The sequence below is a fragment of the Mesorhizobium shangrilense genome, from assembly GCF_040537815.1.
Taxonomy (GTDB): Bacteria; Pseudomonadota; Alphaproteobacteria; order Rhizobiales; family Rhizobiaceae; genus Mesorhizobium; species Mesorhizobium shangrilense.
In genome coordinates this window covers 2,414,144-2,428,338 of record NZ_JBEWSZ010000001.1, presented here as the reverse complement: position 1 = coordinate 2,428,338, position 14,195 = coordinate 2,414,144, and the positions used below count along the sequence as shown (strand labels likewise).

At 61.5% G+C, this 14,195-nt stretch carries 13 protein-coding genes; 5 read left to right on the top strand and 8 right to left on the bottom strand.

Features of this window, described 5'->3' with window-relative positions; all coding sequences use genetic code 11:
* Positions 1 to 29 precede the first annotated feature (29 nt).
* Positions 30 to 2,153, bottom strand: a complete 2,124-nt coding sequence (scpA, locus tag ABVQ20_RS12275; RefSeq protein WP_354459757.1) for a methylmalonyl-CoA mutase — start codon at positions 2,151 to 2,153, stop codon at positions 30 to 32.
* Positions 2,150 to 3,592, bottom strand: coding sequence for a methylmalonyl-CoA mutase subunit beta (locus ABVQ20_RS12270; RefSeq protein WP_354459756.1), 1,443 nt, complete (start codon positions 3,590 to 3,592; stop codon positions 2,150 to 2,152). The genes scpA and ABVQ20_RS12270 overlap by 4 nt, the downstream gene beginning before the upstream one ends.
* 257 nt (positions 3,593 to 3,849) lie before the next feature.
* Between ABVQ20_RS12270 and ABVQ20_RS12265 the strand changes: the two genes are divergently transcribed.
* Positions 3,850 to 5,397 carry a helicase HerA-like C-terminal domain-containing protein gene (locus ABVQ20_RS12265; protein ID WP_354459755.1) on the top strand — a complete coding sequence of 516 codons (1,548 nt, stop codon included), beginning with the start codon at positions 3,850 to 3,852 and terminating at the stop codon, positions 5,395 to 5,397.
* A gap of 93 nt (positions 5,398 to 5,490) precedes the next feature.
* Here the strand turns inward: ABVQ20_RS12265 and ABVQ20_RS12260 are convergent, their stop codons facing one another.
* Both ABVQ20_RS12260 and ABVQ20_RS12255 read right to left on the bottom strand, forming a co-directional pair.
* Positions 5,491 to 6,267 (bottom strand): L,D-transpeptidase, encoded by a 777-nt coding sequence (locus ABVQ20_RS12260; protein WP_354459754.1) that lies wholly within the window; start codon positions 6,265 to 6,267, stop codon positions 5,491 to 5,493.
* Positions 6,268 to 6,442: 175 nt separating this feature from the next.
* Positions 6,443 to 7,105 (bottom strand): haloacid dehalogenase type II, encoded by a 663-nt coding sequence (locus tag ABVQ20_RS12255; RefSeq protein WP_354459753.1) that lies wholly within the window; start codon positions 7,103 to 7,105, stop codon positions 6,443 to 6,445.
* A gap of 177 nt (positions 7,106 to 7,282) precedes the next feature.
* Here ABVQ20_RS12255 and ABVQ20_RS12250 point away from each other — a divergent pair, with 177 nt between their 5' ends.
* The 4 genes from ABVQ20_RS12250 (at position 7,283) to ABVQ20_RS12235 (ending at position 10,505) form a co-directional block, all read left to right on the top strand.
* Positions 7,283 to 8,161 (top strand): branched-chain amino acid aminotransferase, encoded by an 879-nt coding sequence (locus ABVQ20_RS12250; RefSeq protein ID WP_354459752.1) that lies wholly within the window; start codon positions 7,283 to 7,285, stop codon positions 8,159 to 8,161.
* A gap of 175 nt (positions 8,162 to 8,336) precedes the next feature.
* Entirely contained in the window at positions 8,337 to 8,939 is a 603-nt protein-coding gene (locus ABVQ20_RS12245; RefSeq protein WP_354459751.1) for a superoxide dismutase, read from the top strand.
* A gap of 168 nt (positions 8,940 to 9,107) precedes the next feature.
* Complete coding sequence (locus ABVQ20_RS12240; RefSeq protein ID WP_354459749.1) at positions 9,108 to 9,545, top strand: c-type cytochrome; 438 nt, start codon at positions 9,108 to 9,110, stop codon at positions 9,543 to 9,545.
* Positions 9,546 to 9,554: 9 nt separating this feature from the next.
* The gene (locus ABVQ20_RS12235; RefSeq protein ID WP_354459748.1) at positions 9,555 to 10,505 is read left to right on the top strand and encodes a cytochrome c; all 951 of its coding nucleotides are present in this window, start codon (positions 9,555 to 9,557) and stop codon (positions 10,503 to 10,505) included.
* 55 nt (positions 10,506 to 10,560) lie between these two features.
* Here ABVQ20_RS12235 and ABVQ20_RS12230 read toward each other — a convergent pair whose 3' ends face one another.
* From ABVQ20_RS12230 to ABVQ20_RS12215, 4 genes are all read right to left on the bottom strand, one after another.
* A complete protein-coding gene (locus tag ABVQ20_RS12230) occupies positions 10,561 to 11,748 on the bottom strand; it encodes a serine hydrolase domain-containing protein (RefSeq protein ID WP_354459747.1) in 1,188 nt (395 codons plus the stop codon).
* 14 nt (positions 11,749 to 11,762) lie between these two features.
* Positions 11,763 to 12,491 (bottom strand): glutamine ABC transporter ATP-binding protein GlnQ, encoded by a 729-nt coding sequence (glnQ, locus tag ABVQ20_RS12225; protein WP_354459746.1) that lies wholly within the window; start codon positions 12,489 to 12,491, stop codon positions 11,763 to 11,765.
* Positions 12,488 to 13,144, bottom strand: coding sequence for a glutamine ABC transporter permease GlnP (gene glnP, locus ABVQ20_RS12220; RefSeq protein WP_354459745.1), 657 nt, complete (start codon positions 13,142 to 13,144; stop codon positions 12,488 to 12,490). Before glnP ends, glnQ begins: the two co-directional genes overlap by 4 nt.
* Before the next feature lie 178 nt (positions 13,145 to 13,322).
* A complete protein-coding gene (locus ABVQ20_RS12215) occupies positions 13,323 to 14,075 on the bottom strand; it encodes a transporter substrate-binding domain-containing protein (protein WP_354459744.1) in 753 nt (250 codons plus the stop codon).
* Positions 14,076 to 14,195: the final 120 nt, after the last annotated feature.

Here is a 14,195-nt window from a genome sequence, read left to right as displayed (position 1 = left end):
AGCGAGCTTGTTCAGCTATGCGGCAGTGTTCAACCGGTCGACAGCAGCCGGTCCAGCAAGCGATCCGCAGCCTCCGGAATGACCGTGCCCGGCGGGAAAATCTCCGCGGCACCTGCTTCCATGACCGCGTCATAGTCCTGCGGCGGGATGACGCCACCGGCCACGATCAACATGTCGCTGCGCCCCATCTTTTTCAGAGCATCGCGCAGTTCGGGAATGAGCGTCAGGTGTCCTGCCGCCAGAGACGAGGCACCGACGATATGAACGTCGTGTTCGACCGCCAGCTTCGCGATCTCCTCCGGCGTCTGGAACATGGCTCCGACGGTAACGTCGAAACCGAGATCGGCAAAGGCGGTGGCGATCACCTTCTGGCCACGGTCGTGCCCGTCCTGTCCCATTTTGGCGACCAGGATGCGCGGCTTGCCGCCGGACGTCTTCTCGAAGGCTTCGAGCTTTTCCTGTAGCCGATCGACCACGGGGTTATCGCCAAGCGCCTTGCGGTAGACGCCGGAAATCGTCTGGACGGTAGCGACGTGGCGGCCAAAGGTTCTTTCCAGCGCGAATGAGATTTCGCCCACCGTGGCATTGGCGCGTGCGGCGCGGATGGCGAACTCAAGCAGGTTTTCATTGCCTTCCGCGGCGCGGGTCAAGGCGTCGAGCGCGTTTTCGACGGCGCCGACGTCACGTGTGCCCTTCAGCCGCTGCAGCTTCGACAATTGCCGGGCCCGAACCTCGGCATTGTCGATCTTCAGCACGTCGACCTCGATATCCGTCTCCGGCCGGTGCGCGTTGACGCCGACCAGCATCTGCTCGCCGGAATCGATGCGCGCCTGGGTGCGCGCAGCAGCTTCCTCGATGCGAAGCTTGGGAATGCCCTTTTCCGTTGCGGCGGCCATGCCGCCGAGAGCCTCGACCTCTTCGATATGAGCAAGCGCGCGCGCCGCGAGGTCATGCGTCAGTCGTTCCAGATAGGCGGAGCCACCCCACGGGTCGATGATGCGCGTGGTACCGGATTCCTTCTGCAGGGTGAGTTGCGTGTTGCGGGCGATGCGGGCGGAATGGTCGGTCGGCAAGGCCATCGCCTCGTCGAAGGAGTTGGTGTGCAGCGACTGGGTGTGTCCCTGCGTCGCCGCCATCGCCTCGAGCATGGTCCGGATGATGTTGTTGTAGGGGTCCTGCGCCGTCAGCGACCAGCCAGAGGTCTGGCTATGGGTGCGCAGCGACAGCGAGCGTTCGTCCTTCGGCGAAAAATTCTTCTTCATCAGGCTCGCCCACAAAAGGCGAGCGGCCCGGAGCTTGGCCACTTCCATGAAGAAGTTCATGCCGATCGCCCAGAAGAAAGAGAGGCGCGGCGCGAAGCGGTCGATATCGAGACCGGCCGCGACGCCGGCGCGGGCATATTCGATGCCGTCGGCGATCGTATAGGCGAGTTCCAGGTCGGCCGTCGCACCGGCTTCCTGCATGTGGTAGCCCGAGATCGATATCGAATTGAACTTCGGCATGTTCTTCGATGTGTAGGAGAAGATGTCCGACACGATCCGCATCGAGGGCTTGGGCGGATAGATGTAGGTGTTGCGCACCATGAACTCCTTCAGAATGTCGTTCTGAATGGTTCCGGCGAGGTCCTTCTGCGCAACGCCCTGTTCTTCAGCCGCGACGATGTAGAGTGCCATGATCGGCAGCACCGCGCCGTTCATGGTCATCGACACCGTCATTTCGTCGAGCGGGATGCCGTCGAAGAGCTGCCGCATGTCGAGTATGGAATCGATGGCGACGCCGGCCATGCCGACATCGCCGGCGACGCGCGGATGGTCGCTGTCATAACCGCGATGCGTGGCGAGATCGAAGGCCACCGACAGGCCTTTCTGGCCGCCGGCCAGATTGCGCCGGTAGAAGGCATTGGATTCTTCGGCTGTCGAGAAACCTGCATACTGCCGGATTGTCCAGGGCTGCTGGACATACATGGTCGGATAGGGGCCGCGCACGAATGGCGGCACGCCCGGATAGGTATCGAGATGCGGCACGCCCTTGAGGTCGCCCTGATTGTACAGATGCTTGACCACAAGGCCTTCCGGCGTCAACCGCTGGCCCTTGATCTCAACCGGCACGCGGCGCGGCGGTACCCACCCGATCTGGCTGAAATCCGGTATCAAGATGCGCCTCCGATCGATTGATCGATGCGGACAGGAAATAGCGGCTCGCAGACCGCAACGCCTTCGGTGAAGGCAGGCCGACGTTCCGCTGCCAGTGTTTCGACCGGGCGCTCGCCCTTCAGCGGGTAAAGTGTCGTGCCGACGATGGCCCGTTCGCCAGCCTGATAGGCTGCATTGCGCCGCGCGGCCGCGGCGTGAACGCGCTTCTGGATGTGCCCTTCCTGAAGGCTGGCAAGCACGCCGCCTTCCGCTTCGATTCGTTGGAATTCCGTCCAGGCCGCCTGGCAGAGTTCCGCGGTCAGCGCTTCGACGGCCCCGGAGCCATAGGCCGGGTCGGCGACGTGACCGATGTGGCTTTCATTGGCCATGATCAGTTGCGCGTTGCGGGCAACGCGCCGGGCGAAGCCCGCCGGAAGGCCGTGCACGATCGTGTGCGGCAGGATGGAGATTGAATCCGCGCCGCCGGCCGCGGCGGCAAAGCCGGCAATGGTGGTGCGCAGGATGTTCGTCTCCGGGTCCGCTGCGGTCATCATGCGAAACGATGTTTCGGCATGGACACTGGCGGTGGAATTGGGGATCGAGCAGGCTTCCTGCGCCCGTGCCCACAGCCTACGCAAGGCTCGGACCTTGGCCATCGACAGGAACTGGTCCTGGTCGACGCTGAGCGCAAAGCCAATATGGGGTGCGGCATAGACAAGTGGCTGCCGGGCCTTCTCGAACATTCTGAGATAGGAGACCGCTGAAGCCAACATGATGCCGAGTTCCTGCGCTTCCGTGGCGCCCCCATTGTGGACCACGCGCCCGTCAGCTTCGAGCAGCACACCGGGGACACCCATCGAAAAGAAATGCGCCAGCGATTGCGGCATCGATTCCTGCAGTGCTTCGATCGACATGCGTAGCCGCCCGGTCCCGGCAAGGATCGCCGCGGGATCGATGCCGAAGGACAGGTTGAGCTTTGCCGGATCAGACCGACGCTTGCTCAGGAACGCGACCAGCCAGTCGGCCATCGGACGGCTCCAGGGATGGGTGTCGATACGGACCTGGACGCGATTGAGCGGAATGCCCTCCAGCACGGTCTCCAGCGCCTTCGCCGTCCTTGGCAGGCCGTAGCCGAACGCATTGGGAGCGCCCTCGAAGACAAGCGACAGTCCGGTGGCGCCCTGCGCCACGTCTTCCAGTGCCTGGGCCTTGGCACGGCCGACATCGGGGTCGTCTATACGCTGGCTGACAATCCAGGGCGATCTCGGGTTTGCTCGCACAAGCGGCTCGCCAATGGTCGAGCGATCGTATAGCGGCTCGATCCGGATGTCGTCGTCGGTACGGGATACCAGCCTTTCCTCAAAGGACGCACCGGCCAACGCTTTCTCCGCGAGAGCCAGCCATCGCTGCCTGTCGGCATTCGGAACCTCAGCATCGTGGATCAAGGCACCAGCGCCCATCCGCTTTCCTCGTTTTGTCGGCCGCATCAGCCTGGAGATGTCAGTCTACGTTTCCTCGCCCCATATCACAATGCAACATGACGCGGCGATGATTGACATCACCCATCGCCGGCATTGCGAACCGTCAACCGATTGCCAAACGACGACAAAATCCGCAAGCGCCAAAAGACCAATTTCGAGTGTAGCCATTGTCGCTTCCGGATGGCGTCACTATACCTTCGGCGAGGACCAAATCAGGTTTGCGGAGACCCGACAAAATGGCTGACGACACGAGTATTTTCATCGGCGCCAGCCGCAAGCCGGATGACAGCTATCAGCGCGCCGAACAGTTGTTGCTGCAATATGGCAATCGCCACGGCCTGGTGACTGGCGCCACCGGTACAGGCAAGACGGTGACCTTGCAGATTCTGGCGGAAGGTTTTTCGAACGCCGGCGTGCCGGTGTTCTGCGCCGACATCAAGGGCGACCTGTCCGGCATCGCGATGATGGGCACGCCGCAGGATTTTCTGGGCAAGCGAGCCGAACAGGTCAGGCTCGACCCTTACGATTTCCAGGAATTCCCGGTCATCTTCTGGGACCTGTTCGGCGAACAGGGACACCCTATCCGCGCCACCATTTCGGAGATGGGGCCGCTGCTTCTGTCGCGCCTGATGAACCTGACGGATGCGCAGGAAGGCATCATGAACATCGCCTTCCGCATCGCGGATGAGGAAGGTTTGCTGCTGCTGGATTTGAAGGACCTGCAGGCGCTTCTCGCCAACATCGCCGAGCGCTCCGATGAAATCAGCACGCGCTACGGCAATGTGACGAAGCCATCGGTTGGCGCGATCCAGCGCACGCTGCTCGTTCTTGAACAGCAGGGCGCGGCGCATTTCTTCGGCGAGCCGGCGCTGAGGATATCGGATATCATGCGGACAACCCGTGACGGGCGCGGGGCCATCAGCGTGCTGGCCGCCGACAAGCTGATGATGAACCCGCGACTCTACGCGACCTTCCTGTTGTGGCTAATGTCGGAACTGTTCGAGGTGCTTCCGGAAGTCGGCGATCCCGACAGGCCGAAGCTGGTGTTCTTCTTCGACGAGGCGCATCTGCTGTTCGACGAAGCGCCCAAAGTGCTGGTCGACCGTGTTGAACAAGTGGTTCGCCTGATCCGCTCGAAAGGCGTCGGGGTCTACTTCGTCACCCAGAACCCCTTGGATATCCCTGAGAAAGTTCTGGCCCAGCTCGGCAATCGCGTACAGCACGCGTTGCGCGCCTATACGCCGCGTGAGCAGCAGGCGGTGAGGACGGCGGCTGAAACATTCAGGCCAAACCCCGACTTCGACTGCGCCACGGCGATTACTCAACTCGCTACCGGCGAGGCGCTGGTCTCGACGCTGGAGGCCAAGGGCGTTCCGTCCATGGTCCAGCGAACGCTGATCCGGCCACCGTCTTCGCGGCTTGGCCCGATCACGCCGGACGAGCGCCGCAAGCTGATCCAGGAAAGCCCGGTCGCTGGGCAATACGACGAGGTCATCGACCGCGAATCGGCCTTCGAGATGCTTCATAAAAAAGCCAGGGATGCACAGGACGCCGAACAGCAGGCGCAGCAGCAAGGCAGTGGTGGCTCGCGCTGGACCATCCCAGGTTTCGGCAACGACGATCCGCCTCAGCAATCCACGGGCCGACGGGCGCCAGCGCCGCGCCCGTCCAACCGCCAGACGGTGACCGAGGCCGCGATCAAGTCGGTGGTGCGTTCGGTCGGTTCGTCGGTTGGAAGAGCGATCGTGCGCGGTATCCTCGGCAGTCTGTCGCGAGGCCGCTAGATCGCAGCATGGAGGCCTATCCGGTTTCAGCCGGATAGGCCTCCAATTGTTGCCGTCTATCGGCGCAAAGAACCGATTTCAGGGCGCGGGCGCTTAACCGGTCGGGACGCCGCTATCGATCGCGATCCCCTTGTGGTTGGTCCCCGCCGTGGGATCACTGACATCGGCCGTGACGATGACCGGGGTCTTGCTTGGCACGCGGTCGTAAAGGTCGATGATGTCCTGGTTCATCAGGCGTACACAGCCCGATGAGACCGACTTGCCGATCGACCGCCATTCGGGCGAACCGTGCAAGCGGTAGAGCGTGTCCTGGTTGCCCTGGAAGAGATAGAGCGCGCGTGCGCCAAGCGGGTTTTTGAGGCCGCCGGGCATGCCGCCATTGTCGGCGCTGTACGGCTTCAGTTCCGGCTGCCGGGCGATCATTTCATCTGGCGGAGTCCATTTCGGCCATTTCTGCTTCCACTGGACCACAGCGTCGCCCGACCACGCGAAGCCGGCGCGGCCAAGGCCGACGCCATAGCGGATCGCCTGGCCGCCGGGGCGCACGAGATAGAGGAAGTGGTTGGTCGTATCGACGACGATGGTTCCCGGTTTCTGGCCTGTCGGGTCCTGAACGATCTGGCGCAGGTACTGCGGATCGATCTTGTCGACTGGTATCGCGGGAAGGTCAAAGCCACCATCGCTGACGGCCGCATACATGGTCACATAGTCGGCGAGCGGGGGCTCGACATAGGCCGGCGGAGGGGGCTCGGCTGGTCCCGGCCCGGTGGTGCTGCAAGCGGAAACTGCGATCGAGGCGGCGCCCAGAGCGGCGGCGTTGAGAAAGCCGCGGCGGCTGAGGCGAACGGGGAGCGATTCAGGTATGGACATGGTTGCCTTTTAAAGTCGCAAATCGCAACAAAGCGTGAATACGCCGTTTGCGCGTTGAGTGCTCGACCTAACACTTGGCGCGATAGGCGGTTCCAAATCTGGCCGCAGGGTGGACAAAGAAAGGCAAAGCTGTGACCGCGCTGCCACTGTTGCGTGATGGCCACATATCAGGGGATCAGCCGCCGGCCACCAAGGCTTCCAGCGACGGCAGGATCAGGGCGGGCGGGAAATCCCGATATTCCTCAGGCTGGTTGCTACGGTTGATCCAGACGGTCCGGAAGCCAAATTTTGTCGCGCCGGCAATATCCCAGCGATTGGACGACTGAAAGGATATCGCACCCGGGTAGAGCCGCCAGCCGGTGGCAACCATATCGTAGACGGATGGATCGGTTTTGAAGCGCCGGACGGTATCGACGGAATAGATGTCGTCCAGGACGTGGTCGAGCGCGGCGGACTTGACGGCCGCTTTCAGCATTTCGGGCGAGCCGTTGGAGAGGATTGCCAGTCTTGCTCCCGATGCCTTGAGCGCCTTTAGGACGGCTGGTACCTCCGGATAGCAGTCCAGTCGCCAATATGCGTCCAGCAGCTTGGCCCTGAGACCCGCGTCCGCGGACGGAACCTTGCGCAAGGCGAAATCCAGGGCCTGCTCGGTGAGTTGCCAGAAATCGGCATAGGCGCCCATCAGCGTCCGCACCCAGGAATACTCCAGCTGCTTGGCGCGCCAAATTTCCGACAGCAACTGGCCGTCCGGTCCGATCTGGTCGGCGTGACGACGAACGGCGGCATGGACGTCGAACAACGTGCCATAGGCGTCGAAAACATAGGCCGCATGATGCATGAGCCAGTTTTGGAACCGGGCGGCACCGTGTGCAAGCCCTGATCGTGCCTGGTATGATGGATTTGACGCCACGCGGGTCATCGCTGGCCCCAACAAATCTCGGCGATGCCGGTTGACGGCGCCCGCCAAAGCATCTTCCAATGGCCGTACAAGGCAATTTCGGAACGGAATGAAGCAATGACATTGGCAGCAGCGGCGCAATCCGCGACCTGGACTTTCGTGGATGGTGATTGGTACGAGGGCAACGTTGCCATCCTGGGGCCGCGCAGCCATGCCATGTGGCTTGGCACCAGCGTGTTCGACGGTGCCCGCTGGTTCGAAGGCGTAGCCCCCGATCTCGATCTTCACGCCGGGAGGGTCAATGCCTCGGCGATCGCGCTCGGCCTCAAGCCGTCCATGACCCCCGAACAGATCGTCGGACTGACTTGGGACGGGCTGAAGAAATTCGACGGCAAGACGGCGGTGTACATCAGGCCGATGTACTGGGCCGAGCATGGCGGCTACATGGGCGTGCCAGCCGATCCCGCCTCGACCCGCTTCTGCCTTTGCCTTTATGAATCGCCGATGATCGCGCCGACCGGTTTTTCGGTGACGGTATCGCCGTTCCGGCGGCCGACCTTCGAGACGATGCCGACCAACGCCAAGGCCGGCTGCCTCTACCCCAACAACGGCCGCGCCATTCTCGAAGCCAAGATGCGCGGCTTCGACAATGCCCTGGTGCTGGACATGCTGGGCAACGTCGCCGAGACCGGAAGCTCGAACATCTTCCTGGTCAAGGACAGCCATGTGCTGACGCCTGCGCCGAATGGCACCTTCCTGTCCGGCATCACGCGCTCGCGCACGATGACGCTTCTCGGAGAGTATGGGTTCAAGACGACTGAAAAGACGCTCTCTGTTCGTGATTTCCTTGAAGCGGACGAGATTTTCTCGACCGGAAACCATTCCAAGGTGGTGCCGATCACCCGCATCGAGGACCGCGATCTGCAGCCCGGGCCGGTGGCCAAGAAAGCGCGTGAACTCTATTGGGATTGGGCGCATTCGACGCCGGCTAAATGACCCGGTTTGCTACCTCTCGTTTTGACGCAGGTTCCCATCGTAAAACCGTGTGACACTTTTCCTGAACCTGCTTAGAAAAGGAACCGGCGCTTCATTTCCGGAGTTGTTCCAGCTCAATCCAGACCTATGTTAGTCCGGTATCGACACCGGATTTTTCCACGAGGGAGTACTACCCATGGCTTTCGAATTGCCCGCTCTGCCGTATGACTATGAGGCGTTGCAGCCTTACATGTCCAAGGAGACGCTGGAATATCATCACGACAAGCACCACAAGGCCTATGTCGACAATGGCAACAAGCTCGCTGCTGAAGCCGGCTTGGGCGACCTGTCGGTCGAAGAGGTGGTCAAGCAGTCGTTCGGCAAGAATGCCGGCCTCTTCAACAATGCCGCCCAGCACTACAACCACATCCATTTCTGGAAGTGGATGAAGAAGGGCGGCGGCGGCAACAAGCTGTCGGGTGCGCTGCAGAAGGCTGTCGACAGCGATCTCGGCGGCTATGACAAGTTCAAGGCGGACTTCATCGCTGCCGGAACGACGCAGTTCGGTTCTGGCTGGGCCTGGGTTTCGGTCAAGGACGGCAAGCTGGCGATCTCGAAGACCCCGAACGGCGAGAATCCGCTCGTTCATGGCGCGTCGCCGATCCTCGGCGTGGATGTGTGGGAACACTCCTATTACATCGACTATCGCAACGCGCGGCCGAAATATCTCGAAGCCTTCGTCGACAGCCTGATCAATTGGGATCACGTCCTCGAACTCTACGAAAAAGCCAAGGCCTGATCGATATCGAAAAGCCCCGGCACGCCGGGGCTTTTCTTTTTTAAGTGGGGGTCTGCGTTGCGATGACAGAGCGGCCAACCAATATCGCCTGAGCAGGAGGGAATATTCCAGCCGCGACATCCGTTAACGTCCTGTCCCAAAGTACCTTCAGCCATTGGAGCCAATTGAATGAGAAAGCTTGTCCTCGCCATCTCTATGCTCGCTCTCGCCGCATCGGCGGCATTTGCGGATCCGATCCTGGATCGGCAGGCTCTGATGAAGGAACGTGGCAAGATCGCCGGCGGCTTATCCAAGGTGGTCCAGGGCGACGAGTCGTTCGATGCAGCTTCCGTGCTGACTGCGCTGCAGGCGCTGCAGGCGAATGCGGAGAAACTCGATGTCGAGGCTCTGTTCCCAGCCGGCAGCGACGCCGGTGACACGACTGCGTCGCCAAAGATCTGGGAGGACATGACCGGTTTCAAGGCGACCGAAGATAAGTTTCTTGCCGATGTCAAGGCAGCAGTGGCCGCCGCGCCTGCCGATGCCGATGCCCTGAAAGCCCAATTCAATGCAATCGGGTCGGATTGTGGCACTTGCCATCAGACCTACAGGGTGAAGAAAGGCTGATGCCTGGCCATGTCCTGGCTCAAAAAACTCATCAGCGCCGTCCTCGTCCTGGGTGGCGTCGGCGCTGTTGCCGGGTGGTCCTTGTCTGCGCCGGTCAAGCTCAGCGCCGAAACCCTGGCCAAGCTTGGCACCGGCGATACAGCCAAGGGCAAGCGCATTTTCTATGCAGGTGGCTGCTCCTCCTGTCATGCCAAGCCGGGTTCAAAGGGCGACACGCGACTCCAACTGGTTGGCGGCCTCGAGCTCAAGACGCCCTTCGGGACGTTCGTACCACCTAACATTTCGCAAGATCCGAAGGACGGCATCGGCGCATGGTCAGTCGAGGATTTTGCCAATGCAATGCTGAAGGGCGTGTCGCCGTCAGGCGAGCATCTTTATCCGGCATTTCCCTATGCGTCCTACGCACGAATGAACCCGGCCGACATTGCTGATCTCTATGCCTTCCTGAAGACGCTTCCGGCAGTGGCCGGCAAGGCGCCCGCCAGTTCGCTGGCATTCCCGTTCAACATCCGTCGCGGCATCGGCCTGTGGAAACTGCTTTATCTCAGCGATCGTCCGGTCGTTTCTCTCCCCGAAGGCACGCCTGAGCCAGTGATGGCCGGTCGCTATCTGGTGGAAGGGCCGGGCCATTGCGGCGAGTGCCACACGCCGCGCGACTTTGCAGGCGGCACGAAAAAGAGCGAGTGGCTGGCGGGTGCCGTGGCGGCTGAAGGCAACGGCATCGTGTCGAACATCACATCGGGTGCGGGCGGTATCGGCAGTTGGTCAGAGGCTGACATCGCTAATTATCTCGAAACCGGATTCACACCCGCCTTCGATTCCGTGGGCGGCGCCATGGTCGATGTACAAAGGAACATGGCCGAGCTGCCGCCCGCAGACCGGGCCGCGATCGCGGCCTATCTGAAGGCGATACCGCCGCATCCCAACGGCTACCCAGCACGCAAACCGTCTTCGAATTGATCTAGGGAGCGCGTTGGAAGAAACCGGGACGCTCCCCCGTTTTTCGTCGCCAAGTTCAGACTATCTTGGCCAGAGCATCGAACAGCGCCAGATTATGATCCTTGGCGTCGTCGACAACAGCGTCGGGCTGCGACGAGAACTTGGCGATGACCATCTCGGCCCGAGGATCGACATAGAGCCACTGGCCGTGGATGCCGAGCGCGAAGAAGGCACCGCTGGAGGCGCCCGTCTGGTACCATTTGTTGTGGTAACGGCCTTGCGGCAGCCATGTCGCGGAGGCGCTTTCAGCCCAGGCCCGGGATGAGCCGCCGGTGATGGTGTCGTGCACCCAATCCTGCGACACGATGCGGCGTCCGTTGGCCATACCGCCCTGCCGCATCATTTCGCCGATGCGCGCAAGATCGCGCGGCGTCATGTTGATGCCGCCGCCGGTGCGCGGGGTGCCGGCCCTGTCGACGGTCACATAGGCATCCTGCCTGGCTCCGAGCGGTTGAAACAGGCGCTCGGAGGCGAGATCGGGAAAACGCCGCCCGGAAGCGCCCTGGATGACGAGGCCCAGGACATCCGAATTGGGGGAGGCATAATGATAGGGGCCGCCATGGTCGCTTTTGCCTTTCTTCAGCCCGGCGATGAATTCGACGACCGTCCCAGGCTCTTCGCCGGGTTCAGAAGGGTCGAGCAAGCCGGCCCGGCGATAGCGCGCGTAAGGGCCGCGCGGATCGTGATAGACCTCCTCGAAATCCAGGCCCACACGCATGTCGAGGACATCGCACACCCGTGCGTCGCCATAGGCCGAGGATTTGAGCTCCGGCACATAGCGTGGCACCAACTCATTGAAATCGAGCAACCCGTCATCCTGCAGAATGCCGGCGATGATCGAGGTCACCGATTTGCTGGTCGAAAACAGGATATGCCGGCTCTGCAATGTGAAGCCAGGCGCGTGGAAGTCGGCGACGATGCGGCCTGATTTCATGACGACCATGGCGTCGGTCGAGGTCTCGCCGAGAATCTCGGCGACAGTGACCTTTCGACCGTTCAGGAAGAGCTCTTGGCGCAGGATGCCTTCAGGATCGACGGCCGGCTCCTCGGCCAGGCCAGGGGTAGCCGCGATGCGCGCTGTCGGGATCAGCTCGCTGACATTGCGAAACGCCCAGACATTCCAGGGCGCTGCGCGCCAATTGCCGAGCCGCACTTCGTCGCGGCTGAAGCCATAGGCCGCCTTGAAGGCCGAAGCATTCACCATAACCGGGTACTCTCTCAGTCGACGTGTTGGAGGAAATCGCGAAAGCGCTCGCTTGGCGGATCCGACAGCAACTCTATCGGCTTGCCATCATGCACGAGCTGGCCACCATCCATGAACAGCAAGCGCGATCCGACGCGTTTGGCAAAGCCCATTTCGTGGGTCACGACGATCATCGTCATGCCTTCGGTGGCCAGGGTCTGCATGACTTTCAGCACCTCCTGCCGCAGTTCCGGATCGAGCGCGGATGTCGGCTCGTCGAAGAGCATCAGCTTGGGGCCTACGGCAAGCGAGCGGGCGATCGCCACCCGTTGCTGTTGGCCGCCGGAGAGCTGTGACGGATAGTGGTTCATCCGCTCGCCCAGGCCAACTTTCTGCAGCAAGGCTGCGGCAATCTCGCGCGCGTCGGCCTTGTTTTTGCCGCGCGACCGGATGGGGCCGAACATCACGTTCTGAAGCGCCGTCAGATGCGGAAACAGGTTGAATTGCTGGAAGACCATGCCGGCTTCGAGCCGGATGCGCCTAATGTCACGCGAACTACCAAGCACGCTGAGGCCATCGACCAGAAGGTCACCGCCGCTCACCCTTTCCAGCACATTGATGCAGCGAAGCATGGTCGACTTGCCGGAGCCGGATGGGCCGATCACCACCGCCACCTCGCCGGGGTCGATGGCGAGATCAATCGATTGCAGCACAAGGTGGTTGCCGAACCGCTTCGAGACCTTTCTGAATTCGACCTTGCTCATGGTAGTCGTGCCGCCCGTTCGATAAATCGCAGACTGACCGCAAGGATGCTGATGACGATCAGGTAGATCACCGCCACGGCGGTCCAGATCTCCACCGCGCGGAAATTCGCTGACATGATCTCTTGTCCACGCCTGGTCAGCTCGCCGACGCCGATAACGAGGAAGATCGATGTGTCCTTGACCACAGAGACAAGCTGATTGCCCATGGCCGGCAGCGCGCGCCGGACCGCTAAGGGGGCGATGACATAGGCAAGCACCTTACGGAAGCTCAGGCCCATGGACAGTCCTGCCTCCTTGAGGCCGGTGGGCACGCTTTCCAACGCGCCGCGCACGATTTCGGCGTTGTAGGCGCCCGAATTGATGATCAGCGTCAGGATGCCGGCATTGGTGGCGCTGATGCGGATGTTCATCAGGATGGGCAGCGCGAAATAGATGAACATCACTTGCACCGTGATCGGCGTGCCGCGTATCAGCGCGACGTAGATCTGGGCCGGAGCCTGCGCCAGCCAGCCGCCATAGGTGAGGAGCGCGCCGGTCAATGCCCCCACGACGATGCCGCCGGCCAGGCCGGCGAGCGCGATCATCATCGTCAGCTCGAGACCCTGCAGCAGGTCCGGCAAGGCGTCGACGATAGCAGTCCATTCGAAAGTCATTAGGGTTCCAGTGAAGCGCTACGGCAATTCCAGGAAAAGTGTGAGACGGTTTTCCGTCGCTGAATTGCGTAAAACAAAGAGATGGAGCGTCTTGTCGTTTCCCTGAAACGGCGAAACGCTTCAGTCGGACAGGGAGCCAGCCGTGAGAGCCGTCGTCGCTCTCACGGCGTTTGGCGGCCTATGCCTGGTCGGGTCCGAACCATTTTTCGCGAATGGCCTTGAGGCGTCCGTCTGCCTTCATTGCCGCCAACACAGCATTTGCTGGCGCCACAAGCGGGCTGCCCTTCTGGAAACCGATGCCGACATCCAGGCCTTCCAGCGTCGGGTGGATCACCCGGACTTTACCTTTGCCGTTCCCGTTGGCGTAATACATCAACACCGGCGTGTCGTAGACGACGGCGTCGGTGCGTCCAGCCTCAAGCGCCAGCAGCGCATTGTCGATGTTCGGCATCTGGTCGATCGTGGCGCTCTTGATGTGGTTTTGGATATAGTCGACAGCGACGGTTCCGGTCTCGGTGCCAATCGTCTTGCCGGCAAGGTCGTCCGATGTCTTGATGGTCGTGTTGTCGGCCTTGATCACGGCCACCAATCCGCTCTGGTAGTAGGGATCGGAAAAATCGATCACTTTCTGTCGCGCCGGCTTGATGAAGAGTTGCGAGACGATCGCGTCGATGTTGCCGGTTTGTAGCGCGGGGATGAGGGCTCCGAAGTCCATCGGCTGGACCCGCCACTTGCGGTTCATGCCCTTGGCGATTTCACCGAAAACCTCCATGTCGAACCCGGAATAGTGGTCACCGTCCTTATAGGCGAAGGGTGGGCTGCCGACATTCGAGCCGACGACGAGTTCAGCGTCATCGGCCTTGACCGAGTTGGCGAGGATGATCGCGGGAGCCGCGAGAAGGCCGAGTTGAAGAAGGTGTCTGCGGTTCATTTTCTTCCCCTTTGGTTATGACCGGGCGACAGGGAGCGGATCCCTGCCTTGACCCGGTTTGTGCTGGTTCAGGCTCTTTGGCTTGTTCGATCTCCAGCGATGCCGCGTCTGGCGGACCGT